The organism is Clostridium sp. AM54-37XD (assembly GCF_003478225.1).
Taxonomy (GTDB): domain Bacteria; phylum Bacillota; class Clostridia; order Lachnospirales; family Lachnospiraceae; genus Coprococcus; species Coprococcus ammoniilyticus.
Map to the genome: position 1 here is coordinate 98,623 of NZ_QUEV01000006.1, position 16,201 is coordinate 114,823.

17 protein-coding genes, 1 other RNA gene and 3 pseudogenes are annotated in these 16,201 nt (G+C 41.6%); all 21 read right to left on the minus strand.

Features of this window, described 5'->3' with window-relative positions:
- Positions 1 to 29: 29 nt before the first annotated feature.
- Positions 30 to 725 carry an SMC-Scp complex subunit ScpB gene (gene scpB, locus DXA07_RS07185; RefSeq protein WP_243175740.1) on the minus strand — a complete coding sequence of 232 codons (696 nt, stop codon included), beginning with the start codon at positions 723 to 725 and terminating at the stop codon, positions 30 to 32.
- Positions 706 to 1,593, minus strand: a complete 888-nt coding sequence (locus DXA07_RS07190) for a segregation/condensation protein A (RefSeq protein ID WP_243013806.1) — start codon at positions 1,591 to 1,593, stop codon at positions 706 to 708. The genes scpB and DXA07_RS07190 overlap by 20 nt, the downstream gene beginning before the upstream one ends.
- A 62-nt stretch (positions 1,594 to 1,655) precedes the next feature.
- The gene (gene spoIVA / locus DXA07_RS07195; protein ID WP_117822614.1) at positions 1,656 to 3,128 is read right to left on the minus strand and encodes a stage IV sporulation protein A; all 1,473 of its coding nucleotides are present in this window, start codon (positions 3,126 to 3,128) and stop codon (positions 1,656 to 1,658) included.
- A gap of 143 nt (positions 3,129 to 3,271) precedes the next feature.
- Positions 3,272 to 4,273: an NAD(P)H-dependent glycerol-3-phosphate dehydrogenase gene (locus DXA07_RS07200; RefSeq protein WP_021943932.1), complete on the minus strand. Its 1,002-nt coding sequence runs from the start codon at positions 4,271 to 4,273 to the stop codon at positions 3,272 to 3,274.
- Between the two features lie 51 nt (positions 4,274 to 4,324).
- A complete protein-coding gene (gene plsY / locus DXA07_RS07205; protein WP_021943933.1) occupies positions 4,325 to 5,002 on the minus strand; it encodes a glycerol-3-phosphate 1-O-acyltransferase PlsY in 678 nt (225 codons plus the stop codon).
- A gap of 31 nt (positions 5,003 to 5,033) precedes the next feature.
- Positions 5,034 to 5,786 (minus strand): annotated as a pseudogene (der, locus tag DXA07_RS13705) (ribosome biogenesis GTPase Der).
- The gene (locus tag DXA07_RS13710) at positions 5,759 to 6,268 is read right to left on the minus strand and encodes a GTPase (RefSeq protein ID WP_348980794.1); all 510 of its coding nucleotides are present in this window, start codon (positions 6,266 to 6,268) and stop codon (positions 5,759 to 5,761) included. The pseudogene der and the gene DXA07_RS13710 overlap by 28 nt, the downstream one beginning before the upstream one ends.
- Entirely contained in the window at positions 6,229 to 6,321 is a 93-nt protein-coding gene (locus tag DXA07_RS13715) for a GTPase (RefSeq protein ID WP_284467258.1), read from the minus strand. Before DXA07_RS13715 ends, DXA07_RS13710 begins: the two co-directional genes overlap by 40 nt.
- Positions 6,314 to 7,189 carry a peptidoglycan editing factor PgeF gene (gene pgeF / locus DXA07_RS07215; protein ID WP_348980785.1) on the minus strand — a complete coding sequence of 292 codons (876 nt, stop codon included), beginning with the start codon at positions 7,187 to 7,189 and terminating at the stop codon, positions 6,314 to 6,316. The genes DXA07_RS13715 and pgeF overlap by 8 nt, the downstream gene beginning before the upstream one ends.
- 17 nt (positions 7,190 to 7,206) lie before the next feature.
- On the minus strand, positions 7,207 to 7,605 hold the full coding sequence (locus tag DXA07_RS07220; RefSeq protein WP_348980795.1) for a YraN family protein: 399 nt from the start codon (positions 7,603 to 7,605) through the stop codon (positions 7,207 to 7,209).
- Positions 7,606 to 7,608: 3 nt separating this feature from the next.
- Positions 7,609 to 8,382 carry a ribonuclease HII gene (locus DXA07_RS07225; RefSeq protein WP_021943937.1) on the minus strand — a complete coding sequence of 258 codons (774 nt, stop codon included), beginning with the start codon at positions 8,380 to 8,382 and terminating at the stop codon, positions 7,609 to 7,611.
- Positions 8,383 to 8,444: 62 nt separating this feature from the next.
- Positions 8,445 to 9,353 carry a signal peptidase I gene (gene lepB / locus DXA07_RS14055; protein ID WP_348980786.1) on the minus strand — a complete coding sequence of 303 codons (909 nt, stop codon included), beginning with the start codon at positions 9,351 to 9,353 and terminating at the stop codon, positions 8,445 to 8,447.
- Between the two features lie 5 nt (positions 9,354 to 9,358).
- The gene (gene ylqF, locus DXA07_RS07235) at positions 9,359 to 10,216 is read right to left on the minus strand and encodes a ribosome biogenesis GTPase YlqF (RefSeq protein ID WP_021943939.1); all 858 of its coding nucleotides are present in this window, start codon (positions 10,214 to 10,216) and stop codon (positions 9,359 to 9,361) included.
- Positions 10,213 to 10,785, minus strand: coding sequence for a signal peptidase I (lepB, locus tag DXA07_RS07240; RefSeq protein ID WP_118484045.1), 573 nt, complete (start codon positions 10,783 to 10,785; stop codon positions 10,213 to 10,215). The genes ylqF and lepB (DXA07_RS07240) overlap by 4 nt, the downstream gene beginning before the upstream one ends.
- A gap of 80 nt (positions 10,786 to 10,865) precedes the next feature.
- The gene (gene rplS / locus DXA07_RS07245; RefSeq protein ID WP_021943941.1) at positions 10,866 to 11,216 is read right to left on the minus strand and encodes a 50S ribosomal protein L19; all 351 of its coding nucleotides are present in this window, start codon (positions 11,214 to 11,216) and stop codon (positions 10,866 to 10,868) included.
- A gap of 166 nt (positions 11,217 to 11,382) precedes the next feature.
- Positions 11,383 to 11,729: a transfer-messenger RNA gene (ssrA, locus tag DXA07_RS07250) on the minus strand.
- 44 nt (positions 11,730 to 11,773) lie between these two features.
- Positions 11,774 to 12,151: a hypothetical protein gene (locus DXA07_RS07255; protein ID WP_118484047.1), complete on the minus strand. Its 378-nt coding sequence runs from the start codon at positions 12,149 to 12,151 to the stop codon at positions 11,774 to 11,776.
- Between the two features lie 151 nt (positions 12,152 to 12,302).
- Positions 12,303 to 12,769: pseudogene (smpB, locus tag DXA07_RS07260) on the minus strand (SsrA-binding protein SmpB).
- Positions 12,732 to 14,918, minus strand: coding sequence for a ribonuclease R (rnr, locus tag DXA07_RS07265; RefSeq protein ID WP_118484049.1), 2,187 nt, complete (start codon positions 14,916 to 14,918; stop codon positions 12,732 to 12,734). The pseudogene smpB and the gene rnr overlap by 38 nt, the downstream one beginning before the upstream one ends.
- A 74-nt stretch (positions 14,919 to 14,992) precedes the next feature.
- Positions 14,993 to 15,235 (minus strand): preprotein translocase subunit SecG, encoded by a 243-nt coding sequence (secG, locus tag DXA07_RS07270; protein WP_117807518.1) that lies wholly within the window; start codon positions 15,233 to 15,235, stop codon positions 14,993 to 14,995.
- A gap of 97 nt (positions 15,236 to 15,332) precedes the next feature.
- Positions 15,333 to 16,132, minus strand: a pseudogene (thiD, locus tag DXA07_RS07275) (bifunctional hydroxymethylpyrimidine kinase/phosphomethylpyrimidine kinase).
- Positions 16,133 to 16,201: the final 69 nt, after the last annotated feature.

The following is a 16,201-nucleotide window of genomic DNA, read 5'->3' on the forward strand; positions in this document are numbered from 1 at the left end:
CATAAAAATATATTCCGGATCTGTCGGTTTTATGACTCATTATCCAGCCCGAGTGTGATCTCATTTGCCTCTTCCTGTGCTTCCTTCTTAAAGTCCTCGATCTTATCCGGACTGATCATCGGAAGCTCCTCTGTCGATGCAACGCCGAAGCTTCGCAGAAATTCCTCTGTCGTTCCAAACAGGATCGGTCGTCCCGGAGCATCCAGTCGTCCAACCTCATCTACCAGTCCGTATTCCATCAGCTTATTGATCGCATGTGCACAGGAAACTCCACGGATGGCTTCAATCTCCGGTCTGGTGATCGGCTGCTTATAGGCAACGATCGACAGGGTTTCAAGCAGTACATCCGTAAGATTTGGTTTCTTCGGTGTACAGACAACCTTTGTCAGCACATCGTAGTACTCATTTCTGGTACACAACTGATATGCATTTTCAAGCTCGACCATCTTAATGCCCCGGTCAGACTGATTATAAATTTCCAGCACCTCTTCCATCTGCTTGGACAGCTTCTTTGTCTCCATCTCCAGTGCCTTAGCCAGTCGATCTACTGACACAGACTCCCCAATGGAAAACAGTATTGCTTCAACTGCAGAAACCAGATATTCTGTACTGTATTCTTTATAAACAACCGGCTGTTCTTCTACATTTTCCAGTGTTATCTCATTTACTGTTGCTTCGTTCTCTTTTATCTCACCCATACCCATCTTATCCTCGTTCTGTCTCATTGGCTTCACCATCTGCCTGATGAATGGTTTCTGCATTTGTCTCTATTGAATCCGGCACATCTGCATCTGTTTTATCTGTATCAGTATTCTGGCTGTTCAACTCATATGCAGCAATGTCATCTCTGGAATCAATGATGATCTCTCCAAATATCTCTTCCTGCCGGATCTGAATGGCTCCAATCTTCATAAGCTCTAATATTGCAAGAAATGTTACGATAATATTCGATCTCGATGCCTGCATTTCAAGCAGTGTCCGGAAATTGATGCCTGCAAGTCCGCGGACCTGTTCCCGTACCTCCGCCATCTTTGCTTCCAGTGAGATCTCCTCTCTCTCGATATTTTTGAACTTACTACGGATCGGATCTACCTTTTCAACCTGTTTCCGCATCACGGATTTGAAGATCTCATTCAGTTTTTCCAGATTCATATCATATTCCGAGATCAAAGCAACCGGATCCACTGTCGGCTTGAAATTTTTCACCTCTGCAGGAATGCTTTCTTTTTTATAAAATGCCTTTGCACCGTCAAGCTCCAGATCTTTCAGCTCACTTGCCGCATATTTGTACATCTTATACTCCAGCAATCTGCGGACAAGCTCTTCTCTCGGATCCTCTTCCTCCTCATCCTCTTCTGTTACCTTCGGAAGAAGCATCTTGGATTTGATACGAATCAGAGTCGCCGCCATGACCAGAAATTCACTCATAACATCCAGATCTTCCTCTTCCATATGATTCACATAATCCAGATATTGCTCTGTGATCGTTACAATCGGTATATCATAAATATTTACTTTATTCTTTTCGATCAGATGAAGGAGCAGATCAAGTGGTCCTTCAAATACATTCAGTTTTACATCGATTGCCGACATATTGTCTCCCTTTATCCCATACAGACGCCATCAAGGTTTTTTCGCATCTGTTCTCTGTATGCCTATATAATAATGCAGACCAGTCCACCATTTCCATCATTTACGATCTTCTCCATGGTATCCTGAAGCTTCTGCTTGCTTTCTACATTCATCTTATTTGTCTTTGTATTTAATCCATCCTCTACAAGCTGCTCGATCGACTTGCCAAAGATATTCACATCCCAGATATCTTCTCCGTTCTCTCCGGTGCTTGTTTTTATATATTCGACCAGATCCTCCGCCTGCTCCTTCGTACCAACGATCGGTGCGATCTCTGTTGTAATATTCGCTTTGATCATATGAACCGATGGTGCCTCTGCCTTGATCTTTACTCCATATTTGTTGCCTGCCTTGATCAGCTCCGGTGTTTCCAGTGTAATATCCTTCTTTTCCGGCATTACCAGACCATAACCGCCATTTTTCACACTGTCAAGTGCATTTATAACCCCATTGCAGAACTTTTTCTTTTCTGCCATATCTTTGATCTCTGTAATAAAATCATACTCATTATGGATTTCTGTCCCAAGCATATCGGAAAGCATCTCATAATAATATCTTCCATAGATCGTAACCTGAACACTCAGCGAACCGTCTGCAAGATTTACATTGTTATATGTATACTTTTCCACATATTCATTTTCCGGAAAAGCAAAATGAACCATATCATATATGTGCTGATTGCTGTTCATGATGTCCATGGCATTCTCGATCACACTCTTTTTGATCTTATTGTCATTCTCGGATACCTCCAGCCACTTTGGTATCACAAAATTAATACAGGTGATAGGAAAACTATACAGCATCGAAGTAAAGATCGCATTGATATCATTTCTGCTCAACTGATCACAGTTTACGGGAAGAACCGCAACACCATATTTATCTACCATCGTTGCTGCAAGCTCTTTTGTTTCATTTGCTCCCGGTCGATTTGAATTCAACAGGATCACAAACGGCTTTCCAATAGCTTTTAATTCCGCTATCGTTTTCTCTTCTGCTGCAAGATAGTTTTCTCTTGCCAGATCGCCAAAGCTGCCATCACAGGTCACCACGATCCCGATTGTTGAATGACTGTTGATCACCTTCCTGGTTCCGATCTCTGCCGCTTTTGCAAATGGAATATCATAATCAAACCATGGAGTCTTGACCATCCGTTCTTTTCCATCCTCCATCTGACCTTCCGCTCCATCTACAACATAGCCAACGCAGTCGATCAGCCGGACACGCATATCGATCTCATCATCTACCCGGATCTCAACGCCTTCTTTGGGTATGAATTTGGGTTCTGTCGTCATGATCGTCTTACCGGACGCAGACTGTGGCATTTCATCCAGCGCAATCTCACGGTCATTCTCATCTTTTATATTTGGAATGACCATCATTTCCATAAACCGTTTGATAAATGTTGATTTTCCGGTTCGTACCGGACCTACAACACCTATGTAAATTTCACCATTTGTTCTGGCATTGATGTCGTTGTACACATTAAAGCCTCCCATATATACCTCCTGCATTTCTTACACATTTTCCGTTTCTGCTCCTGTATTTGTATCATAAAAAATGGAAATACAAAATCTGTTTCCTATGTAAAGATTATCATATAAGTAATATATGAAAGAGCTTTTACAAGTATGTCAAAAACTTACTCCTCTACAGATATCTCTGCCTTTCTGTCTCTGGTAAGCAGATCCACAACTGCTTCACGGGCAGGCTTGCCCTCGAATAATACCTTATTTACCTCTTCAACGATCGGCATATCGACTCCGTACTTCTTTGCAAGCTTCAGTGTCGCCTTTGCAGAATATACCCCTTCTACTACCATCTTGACCTCAGCCATTGCTTCTTTGTAGCTCTTGCCCTGTCCGATCAGATAACCGGCATTCCGGTTACGGCTGTGCTTGGACGTACAGGTAACGATCAGATCACCCATACCGGATAAACCGGCAAGTGTCTCTACATGTGCTCCCATCGCAGTTCCGAGTCGTAAGATCTCTGCCATTCCTCTGGTCATTAACGCTGCCTTCGTATTATCTCCAAAACCAAGACCATCCGTAATTCCTGCAGCCAGCGCAATAACATTCTTAACAGATCCGCCAAGTTCGATTCCGGTTACATCTGTACTGGTATACACACGGAATACATCATTCATAAACGTATTCTGGATCAATTTAGCTGTATCCATATCGCGTGCTCCGGCTACTACTGTTGTCGGAATACCAATACCAACCTCCTCTGCATGGCTTGGTCCGGAAAGAACTGCAACCTTTGCTCCAGGGATCTCACTCTCGATGATCTCTACGATCGGAGTCAGGGTTGCCTCCTCAATGCCCTTGCTGACATTGACGATCAACTGATCGTTTGTAATGTAAGGCGCGATCTTCTTTGCTGTGCTCCGGATAAATGGGGACGGAACTGCACAGACGATCATTTTTTTCCCTTTTATCGTCTGTTCCAAATCTGTTGTAAATGTGATTGTTTCATTCAGATGAACACCTGGAAGACGATCCCTCTGCTCCCTGTATGTGTTCAACATTTCAATCTCTTTTTCATCAATGGACCAGACGGTAACATCATGTCCATTCCCCGCCAGCAGGTTTGCAAGTGCAGATCCCCAGCTTCCTGCTCCTAAAATACCTATTATCATACTAAATACCTCTCCATCTTTATAACTTTGTGGTCGATATAATTTAACATACTATGCCTGTTCTTCTGTTGTCTTATTTCTTCCCTTTAAAGAGAATTTATTCTCTGTTCCTTTGATCAGTCTGACAATATTCTGTTTATGACGATAGATTGCAAGCAAGGTAATAAGTCCTAAAACAATGCAGCTTTCAAGTTTCATCGAATCGGATGTAAAACCATAAGAACCTGTATATGCAAATATTGTATAGGAAACTAAAAGTCCCAGGACAAGGCAGATAGAACCTACGGATACATATTTGGTTACAACCACACAGAATACGAATAATCCTAGTTCAATAAGCGCAACTCTCCAATCCAGTAAACCGATTGCGATTCCGGATGTCGCTGCAATTCCTTTACCACCTTTAAACTGCATGTAAAACGGAAAATTATGTCCAAGTACAACGCCTGCCGCTGTATAGATTACAAACAAATATACGTTTTCAATGCCAAGAGCATTCATGATAATATGTGTGATGCTGCATGCGATCACTGATTTAAACAGATCACCAAGGAATACAACTGCTCCAGCCTTCTTTCCAAGTACACGGAGTGCATTTGTCGTTCCTGCATTACCACTTCCATATTCCCTTATATCAATACCATGTAATTTACCGTAAATATAGCTTGTCTGGATGATACCAAAGAAATATCCTCCAACCAGACATATGATTCTCGCCAGTACTAACATTATTTTTCTTTTCTCTCCCTGATAATAAATTTTAAAGGTGTTCCCCGGAAACCAAATGCTTCTCTAATCTTGTTTTCAATATAACGTGTATAAGAGAAATGCATCAGTCTTTATCATTTACGAATATAACAAATGTAGGCGGCTTAACAGCTACCTGCGTAATATAAAACAGCTTCAGACGTTTACCTTTATCTGTAGGCGGCTGCTGCATCGCAACTGCTTCTGTCATGATCTCGTTCAATACACCAGTCGCAACACGAAGCGAGTGATTCTCGATGACAGCATCGATTGTTTCAAATAATTTCGGAAGTCTCTGTCCGGTCGCTGCCGATACGAATAACAGCTCTGCATAAGGCATATAAGACAGCTTTTCCCGGATCTCCTTTGTAAACTTATAAATGGTCTTGTCGTCTTTTTCCACAGCATCCCATTTGTTTACAACGATGATCATACCTTTTCCACGTTCATGTGCAATACCTGCGATCTTCGCATCCTGATCTGTGATACCCTCTGTTGCATCAATGACCAGAACCGCTACATTACATCGTTCAACAGCCGATACAGTACGGATGATACTGTAACGCTCAATATCTTCTTTGATCTTGCTCTTTCTTCGAAGTCCTGCAGTATCAATAAACACATACTCCGTTCCATTTCTGACGATTTCGGTATCGATCGCATCTCTTGTCGTTCCGGCAATATCAGATACGATCACACGGTTCTCACCCAGGAGCTTATTGATGATCGATGACTTACCTACATTCGGCTTACCGATAATGGCAATTCTAGGTCTGTCATCTTCCTCTTCATTTTTTGATTCTTCATCAAATGAGACACAACCTCATCTAACATATCTCCGATTCCAAGTCTGGATGCACCGGATATTGGAACAGGATCGCCCAGTCCGAGATTATAGAACTCATATACATCATTCATATATTTCTCAAAGCTGTCCACCTTGTTTACAACAAGGATCACCGGCTTCTTCGATTTACGGAGCATCTGGACTACCTTATGGTCATCGTCCACAAGTCCCTGTCTGACATCTGTCATAAATATGATAACATCAGCAGTCTCAATGGCGATTTCTGCCTGCTCCCGCATACTTTTTAAAATAATATTGTCGCTTTCCGGCTCAATTCCACCGGTATCTATGATCGTAAAATTATAATCGAGCCAGCTCACATCTGCATAGATTCTGTCTCTGGTTACGCCAGGCGTATCTTTTACAATTGAAATTTTCTCTCCTGCCAGTGCATTGAACAGGTAGATTTACCTACATTTGGACGTCCAACGATGGCTACTATCGGTTTACTCATTTACGTTTCCTCCGTCTGCTGTCGATTTCAGCATGATAACAGCTCCCAGATTGCCACGTTTCCCATGGCTCGCCCTGTGTGAAAACAGGAAATCCGGATTGCAGCATGTACATATGTCGGTTACATTTATATGGTTAGGCAATATACCTGCACCAGTCAGATTATAATAATTTGCCCGATGTAAATCAAGCAAATACTTACCATTTCCAATTTTTTTTGTCATTTTATCATACTGTTCCGGTAAATAAGCATCCTGAAATGCCTCAGCTACATCCTCGCTTACCTCATAACAGTTCTGACAAATAGACGGTCCGACCGCACAGATCAGATCCGAAGCCTCACATCCATACTCCTTATTCAAGGCTTCGACCATATGGAGGCTGATGTTCTTAACGGTTCCGCGCCAGCCGGAATGATTCATGGCTACAACCTCTTTTACAGGATCATAGAAGAAGACCGGTACACAATCCGCATAAAACGTGATCAATGGCAAATCCTTTACATTCGTCATCAGACCATCTGTTTCCGTTATATCCGATTCTCTTGTGATACCTTTTCCGGCATCTTCCTCTGTTATTTTACGGATCACAGTTTCATGTACCTGATCAGAAAATACCAGTCTTCTGTAATCATATCCGACTGCCTGTGCCAGCCTCCTGTGATTCTCCATAACTGCATCCATATCATCTCCACGATGAAAGCTCAGGTTCATCGTAGAATATATTCCTTCACTGACCCCACCAAGTCTCGTTGAAAATCCATGAACGATCCCCGGCAGTTCCAGATTCTTAAATACAATATACGGAACTCCGTTTTCCTCTTTTATCTCTGTTGTCTTATCCTGATTGATATATGTTATGTTATACATTTTCATACCTCATAACCTTAATAATATCCCTGATAAGGGAAGGCATCTTTCATATGATGGATCTCATTCTCCGCCACCGCAACCACATCGAATCGTACCGGTGTATTGTAAGGATCATATCCATATCGTTTCATATAATATAGGGCTACCCTGCTGATCTGACGCTGTTTGACAGGTGTTACCGCCGCCTCCGGCGATCCGTATCTGCTGTTGCTCCGATATTTTACTTCTACAAATATCAGATACCCATCTTTTGATACGATCAGGTCGATCTCTCCGGATGCGACCCGGTAATTTCTCGCAAGTATCCGGTAACCTGCCTCTTTCAGATATGATGCAGCCATCTCTTCATATTCTGTTCCCTTTTTTCTTGTATTATAATGGTCGATACAGTTGTTCTCCTTTTTTCTGTCTATCTTCTATTCTTTCCAGAAATGTGTGATAAAAGATCTTCTGTGGATCTCACATGGTCCAAGTAATTTTAATGCTTCTATATGCTCCTTAGATCCATACCCCTTATTCTTTGCAAATCCGTATCCCGGATAGATCTCATCATAAGAAACCATCAGACGGTCTCTTGTTACCTTCGCTATAATACTAGCGGCAGCGATCGAAGCAGATTTTGCATCTCCTTTTATGATCGAAACCTGTGGGATCTCTACCTCCGGTATCTTAACCGCATCGTTTAATAACAGATCTGGCTGAACCGTAAGCTTACGGATTGCGATCCGCATGGCTTCATAATCTGCATTTAAAATATTGATCTGGTCGATCAGCTTCTCATCTGCCATACCGATTCCGTAAGCAACCGCTTTTTCTATAATCTCATCATATAATTCTTCACGCTTCTTTTCAGAGAGCTGCTTGGAATCATTCAGGTATAGAATATCGCAATTCTCCGGCAGAATGACAGCCGCAGCTACTACCGGACCTGCAAGCGGGCCACGGCCTACCTCATCAATTCCACAGATATACTGACAGTCCGCATGCTGTCTCTCATATTCAAACATATGCTCCATCCGGTCAAGCTCTTTTTGATGTGCTGTAAGCTTCTTTTCAGCAGAAAGGATCAGTTTTTTTACACCTTCCCTGTCATCCTCTGCATATCTTTCCATCACATGTCTGACTGAATGTATATCTGCATTTGCAAATTCGGATTTAATCTCTGTTATACTTTTTCTTTTATTTTCCATCTCATCCTCATATAAGCATAAATGGCTGTTGTTTCTTACACACAGCCATTTATCTGCACTTATTATTCTTCTTTATTCAGAAAACCGAAGCCTCCGGTAAACCGGAATACTGCTTTCCCCACAAATTTATTCTTATGGATATTACCGACATCCGACAACCGACTGTCCCGGCTGTTATTCCGGTTATCACCCATAACGAAATACTCATCATCACCAAGTGTGACCGGTTCTGCCGCAAGCCCCCTGTGATTTTCTTCTATGACTTCTTTTCCATAATCTTCCTCCAATGGTTCATCATTGATATAGATCACACCATCTTCATCAATATATACGGTTTCACCCGGAAGTCCAATGATACGTTTGATATAATAGGTATCATCTTCTTCCTCGTATGGAAATACAACAATATCAAAACGTTCCGGATCTTTAAAATGATAGGACAGTTTATCGATCCAAAGGCTGTCACCATTATGAAGGGTATCATTCATGGAATCTCCGCTCACCTCTGTACGCTGTCCAACATATGTAAGGATCAACCAACATACTGCAACGATCGCCAGAATATATAAAGCGAGACTGATTAAATCTTTTACGATATTGATCTCTTCTTTCTCCTGTTTCTTCTTTTTCTTGTCTTTTTTCTTCTTTTTTCTCGGCTGTTCTTCTTCCTCCAGTACATGAGTATTGGAGGATGCATCTGAATCAGCAAAATAATTCGTTACTGTTTCTCCGGCTTCATTTGCAACATCAGACGCTGCTTCATTCTTTTCTTCCGTCTCTGCCTGCTCCGAAGGAATTGTTTCTATTTCTTCCTTCTTCTGCTCCGGATCTATTCCCTTTTTCTTTAACTTTGCAAGCTGCTTTTCACGCTTCTCTTCAAGCTTTTTAATCTCTTTTTCCCGTGCTTTTTTTGCGGGATCATCGTCAAATATAGCATTCAGTGCTTCCACACGTTCGTTATCATCTTTCATATCAACTACTTATCCTTTACAACAGCCGGTCGTTCCAGTGATATCCTGCCAAGCTTTCCTGCCCGGAAATCATCCAGTAGCTGCGCTGCAGCTTTATCGATATCCAGTTCGCCGCCTTTTTTTATACATGCCCTTTTTTCTGCGATCTGTTCCAGAATATGAACAGAATCGGCATCCTCATTAATATTATACCTATCAACAAGGCTCTGACAATAGTTTAATTGTAAAAATTTGATCAATTCATACGCAAGGTCGGTAATACTTAAAATCTCATCATTGATCGAACCGATAAAAGCAAGTCGTAATCCAACCTCTTTATCATCAAATTTGGGCCACAATATTCCTGGGGTATCCAATAATTCAATATCTTTTCCAAGACGTATCCATTGCTTTCCCTTTGTAACACCCGGCTTATTTCCAACCTTTGTACATGCTTTTCTGGCATAAGAATTGATAAATGTAGATTTACCGACATTTGGAATACCAACAATCATCGCACGAAGCGGACGGTTAATGATACCACGCTTTCTGTCCCGCTCGATCTTTTCTTTACAAGCTTCCTTTACCACATTACTGATATTCTTCATGCCATCACCGGATCTTGCATTGATCTTTGCTACAAAAAATCCTTTTTCTTTATAATAATTTTCCCATTCTGCTGTTGCAGATGCATCTGCCAGATCTGTCTTATTCAACAGGATCAGGCGGTATTTGTTCGCTGCAAGTGCATCAATATCCGGATTCTTGCTGCTATATGGCACTCTGGCATCGATCAGCTCGATCACAACATCGATCAGCTTGATATCTTCCTGCATCATACGTTTTGCTTTTGTCATATGTCCGGGATACCATTGTATATTCATCGTGTCTTTATCCTTCCTAATATCTCTGCTTTTTTCACATTTCCCACTTTCAGGAATCTGGAATCTTCACTGTTATTGACATTATCACCAAGCAGGAAATACTCATCATCCCCCAGCTTTACTTCATTCTCTGCCAGTCCTGCTGTAAATATATAATCATCAAATGGCAGATCCGTCCGTTCACTGCCATCAATATATAATTTTCCATCTCTGATCTGAACGGTCTCTCCCGGCAATCCGATCACACGTTTAATATCATAATAAGCATCCGGCGTATCAACACTTCGGTATGCAACAATGTCATATCGATCCGGAGAGCCAAGAAGGTAACATAACTTATTTACTGTAACCTTCTCCTGATTAGTACACACCGGATTCATGGAATCACCAACGACATACACAGACTGAAAACAATAAGAAACCATTCCATATCCCAGCACAACTGCGATCAGAACGGACAACAGCCAGCCAAATATCGTTCTGACCGTACGCCTAAAGCTTCTTTCTTTTCTTCTCTGCCGACGTTTCTCCCGCCGTATTCTTTTTCTGCGTTCACTTTTATCGCTCATATCTCTACTCCGATAGATTCATATTACAAAAATGGCTGGAGCTATCAACCCCAGCCACTTTTTCATGCAACCTGTAAAAATTATTTAACAAGCTCTTTAACCTTTGCAGCTTTACCAACTCTTGAACGTAAGTAGTAAATCTTAGCTCGTCTTACTTTACCATGTCTAACTACTTCAATCTTCTCAACAAATGGTGAATGTACTGGCCATGTCTTTTCTACGCCAACACCGTTTGAGAACTTTCTAACTGTGAAAGTCTCTCTGTTGCTTCCACCCTGTCTCTTAATAACAGTTCCTTCGAAAATCTGGATTCTCTCTCTGTTACCTTCTTTGATCTTGTTGTGTACTTTAACAGTATCACCTACTGCAAAGTCAGCAACTTCTGTCTTCATCTGAGAAGCTTCAAGATTCTTAATGTAATCGCTATTCATTTGTGTGACCTCCTTGATATTTAGATGTTCTTACTACCACACCGGTACAGAGGACCATCGATTTTTTTCACAACTCGTTCAGTTTACCATACAAATAAAAAGAATGCAAGAAAAATCTACACCTTTTTGGGTGTACGACCTTGCATCCTTTTTGCCATAGTTCATGCTATGGAGCTGGTGGGATTCGAACCCACGTCCAAAAGCTCATTCATCACGGCATCTCCCATCACATTCCGTATTTTAACATTTCCTCAGTACCACGCCTACGGACAGGCTGGATACATCAGTAGCTTCATGAATTTTCCGATACCGCAAAGCTTAAGCACCGGAGTTTCCCGTTGGATGATACCAGATCTGAAAGGTACGGGGAACCTTAAAGCTGGCAGTTGCCTTTAATTAGGCAGCGTAAGCTAAATTATCGTTAGCGTTTATATTTAATCTAAGTTTTAACGTGGTCCTAGTCCACGGATGGCTTCCGTGACTGCAAAACCCCTGTCGAAACCAGTCAACCCCTGGTTTATAAAGGAAAGCTCTGTTGTCAGGTGCTTTCTTATATATTACTCAGCAGTTTCTGTTGTGTCAGTCTCTGCTGTAGTTGTCGTTTCGGATGAAGTATCTGCTTCAGAAGCTGTATCTTCAGAAGTAACACTGTCAGTATCCTCTGCATCGGATGCTGTAGCTGTACTGCTGTTCTCAAAATAGCTTCCATATCCCTGTTCTGCCCATGTCTGGCTGACATATGCGCCAAGCTTCTCAGCTTCTACATACTTTGGAATCGCTTTGTATATCTTTACACCCAGTGTAGCTGCAAGAATACAGCCAACTAACACGCCAAATATGCACCATCCAAGGATTTTCTTTCTCTTTTCACGCTTCATGATCGCTGCGCGGTTCTTCTTCTCATATTTTCTTTTATCTACTTTACTCTGGCTCACTTACCTGACCTCCCAGTAAAAATCTTATTGGAGTATATCACATCTGTATGAAATATTCCAGTGTTTCACAAAATCTTTAAAACTTCATATGAAATATCGGGAATTATCCAGTCCATCAGCCTCGGATATTCTGGAAATCCTGTATCAAATCTTACAAATTACGGATCTTGAACTCACGCTCATTCTCACGCTTGACATCCTTCTTCGCAATGTCCTGACGTTTGTCGTATAATTTCTTACCTTTTGCCAGTCCGATCTCCATCTTAACCAGACCGTCACGGATATAAACCTTTAAAGGAACGATCGTGTATCCCTTCACCTGCTGGGCTCCCATCAGCTTATTGATCTCGTATTTGTGAAGTAGCAGCTTTCTGGTACGAAGCGGGTCTTTATTAAATATATTACCCTTTTCATATGGCTGATATTCATACGGTAAATGTAGATTTCTCCTTTATCGATACTGATAAAGGATTCTTTGATGCTACAATGTCCTTGTCTGACTGATTTTACTTCTGTTCCGGCCAGCGCGATCCCTGCCTCGTACTTTTCTTCTATGAAATAATCAAAATATGCCTTTTTGTTATTTGCGATGAGTTTGTTTCCTCTTTCCTTTGCCATGTCCTGCTTCATCTCCTTCTTTGGCATCTGACCGGATCACGAATTCGATCCGTCTGCTCTGTTTGTCTGCCAGCTTTACTTTTACCTTAACGGTATCACCGATCGAATATTTCTTTCCGGTTGATTCTCCGATCATAGCATATTCATCCTGCGAATACACATAAAAATCGTCATAAAGTGTCGACACATCTACAAATCCCTCAATAGTATTTGGAAGCTCTACAAAAATACCACGGTTGATGACTCCTGATATGATACCTTCAAATTCTTCTCCGATATGATGCTCCATGTATTCCACTTTCTTTAAACGCTCGACCTGACGTTCTGCTTCTTCTGCGCGGCGTTCTTTTCTGGAATTATCATCGCTAACCTTTGGAAGGATCGTATCATAATGCGAAAGTCTCCTGTCATCCAATCTTCCATGAATATTATCCTTGATGATCCTGTGGATCTGAAGATCCGGATATCTTCGGATCGGCGATGTAAAATGGCAGTAATATTTACAAGACAATCCAAAATGTCCTTCACATTCCGTCGAATATCTCGCCTGCCGCATCGTACGAAGTGTCATACGGCTGATCAGATTCTCACATGGCTCACCCTCGATCTTTGATAACAGCTTCTGGAACTCCTTTGGATGAATATTCTCTTTGGATGCCTTAAAGTAATATCCAAACTTGCTGATCAGAATGGATAACTGCTTTACACGCTCCGTATCCGGTGCTTCATGGATACGATATTCAAATGGAATCTGTTGCCAGAAATAGTCCTCAGCGATTGTCTCATTTGCAGCCAGCATAAAGTCTTCAATGATCTGATTCGAACGTCTTCTCTCATACACTCCGATATAAGATACCTGACCGTCTTCATCAACTGTGATCTTAGACTCATCAAAATCAAAATCAATCGAACCTCGCTCATGTCGGATCGTTCTTAACAACTCTGACACATGAAGCATTAATTCAAACATCGGAACCAGTTCTTTATATTTTTCTGTTTCTGTCGGATCATGATCCTCTACGATCGCAGATACACTTGTATATGACATTCTGCGGTTAACATTGATCACCGATTCACAGATCTTATGATTGATGATCTTGCCGTTTGCATCTATATCCATCAGGCAGCTAAGCGTCAGACGGTCTTTTCCCTCATTCAGTGAACAGATACCGTTTGACAGCTTATGCGGCAGCATCGGTATGACCTTATCGATCAGATAACAGCTTGTTCCACGCTTCAACGCTTCTTTATCAAGTGGAGAATTCTCCCTTACATAATGTGTAACATCTGCAATATGAACGCCAAGCTTATATAACCCGTTTTCCTCATAGAGTGTGATCGCATCATCCAGATCCTTTGCATCCTCTCCATCGATCGTAACGGTCTGCAACTGTCTAAGATCGGTTCTTCCTGCCATCTCTTTCGTTGTTACCTCATCCGGTATATTCTTCACCTCTGCCATAACAACATCCGGAAAATCAACCGGAATATCAAGATCTCTTACAACCGATAATACATCCGTCTCCGGATCATTAATATGTCCAAGTATCTCAACGACACGTCCCTCTGCAGATTTAGACTTTTCTCCATAATTTGTGATCTCCACAACAACCTTATGTCCGGTTACTGCTCCCATGGATTTCTTCTCCGGTATAAAGATGTCACTGTCTAATTTACCGTTATCCGGAATCACAAAACCAAAGTTCCGGTTCTTCTGATAGGTTCCGACCAACTGTTTTAAACCTCGTTCCAGAATCCGTTCTACATGCGCTTCTGTTGATCTGCCCCGGTTGCCGGATGCAACACGGATCAGCACTTTATCATTATGGAATGCTCCCATCGTATACTTCTGTGGGACAAAGAAATCTTCCTTATATCCTTCCACACGGACAAATCCAAATCCTCTCTGATTGCTGATGAATGTACCGACAAGGACACCCTTTCCAAGCTTCTGATACTTACCTTTGGAGGTTTTCTCGATTCTGCCCTCATCGACAAGCTCATTTAAGATTTCTAACAGATCATCCTTATCACGTCCTCCGATCTGAAGCAGATAACAAAGCTCTTTAAATTTCAACGGTCTGTAATCATCGTCATTGATCAGGGTATATATATTCTCTTTTCTTTCATTCTTTAATTCTTCTGTCATAAATACCTCTCCGTATATCTAAAAAGTGCTTACATATAGGATATATGTAAGCACTGATAAATTCTGTATATGAACTAGAACAGCTTAGAATCAAGAAGCAATGCAATTACTATAAAAAGAATACCAAGCACTGTTGTGATCTTTCTGAGAACCGCATCTTTTGAACTTCCTTTATTCTTGCCCCAGTATGAATTATCATAATTACCGCCGGTAATTGAACTTGTCAGACTGGCTGATTTACCTTCCTGTGACAGGACAATAATTGTTAATGCTATACATATAATTACATATACGACCATGATAATTGTCTTTACCATATTGCCACCTCCATTCCAAGTGTTCTGGTGTCAAATGCGCTTATACACCAACTTTGTCCATAATAACATAGTCATTTGAGATTCGCAACCACTTTTTTCATGATTCTGCAAATCTGCTTTTCAGATCAAAGCCATGATTCATCGGTCCGCTTCCATGTCCCAGATCCATGCCATCTGCAAGTGCACCGGATATATAATCTTTTGCGTTTCTTATCGCCTCATCAATCTTATATCCTTTTGCAAGATTGATGCGATTGCACTTGATAGTGTACATCCGGTTCCATGGGTATTCGGATTATCGATCCGTTTTCCATAATACCAGTTGACTTTTCCGTCCGAATATAAGACATCATTTGCATCGTTGATACTGTGTCCTCCCTTGCAGAGAACCGCACAGCCATAGACTTTTGATATTTTTTCAGTTGCACGAACCATATCCTGTCCATCACGGATCGTCATTTCGGCCAATACCTCTGCTTCTGGAATATTCGGAGTAATGACCTCTGCGATTGGAAGCAGACATTCTTTTAAAGCACCGATCGCATCTTCGTCGATCAGCCGGTGTCCACTGGTTGATATCATAACAGTATCCACTACCACATGTTCTGCCTGATATTCCTTTATTTTATCTGCGATCACACGGATCAACTTCTCGGAAGCGACCATACCGATCTTAATCGCATCCGGCCGAATATCCGTAAATACGGCATCAAGCTGTAAGGCGAGCATCTCCGGTGTCGTTTCCTGGATTCCTGTTACCCCCAGCGTATTCTGGGCGGTTAATGCAGTGATCGCACTCATGGCATAACAACCATTTGCCATAATGGTCTTTATATCTGCCTGGATTCCCGCACCGCCGCTGGAATCACTTCCGGCTATTGTAAGAACTGTCTTCAACCCTTTTGTCTCCTTTACTTTTACAAATACTTTCGTTACCGGTCTGTTCCTGTCTGCTGTACATTTTTA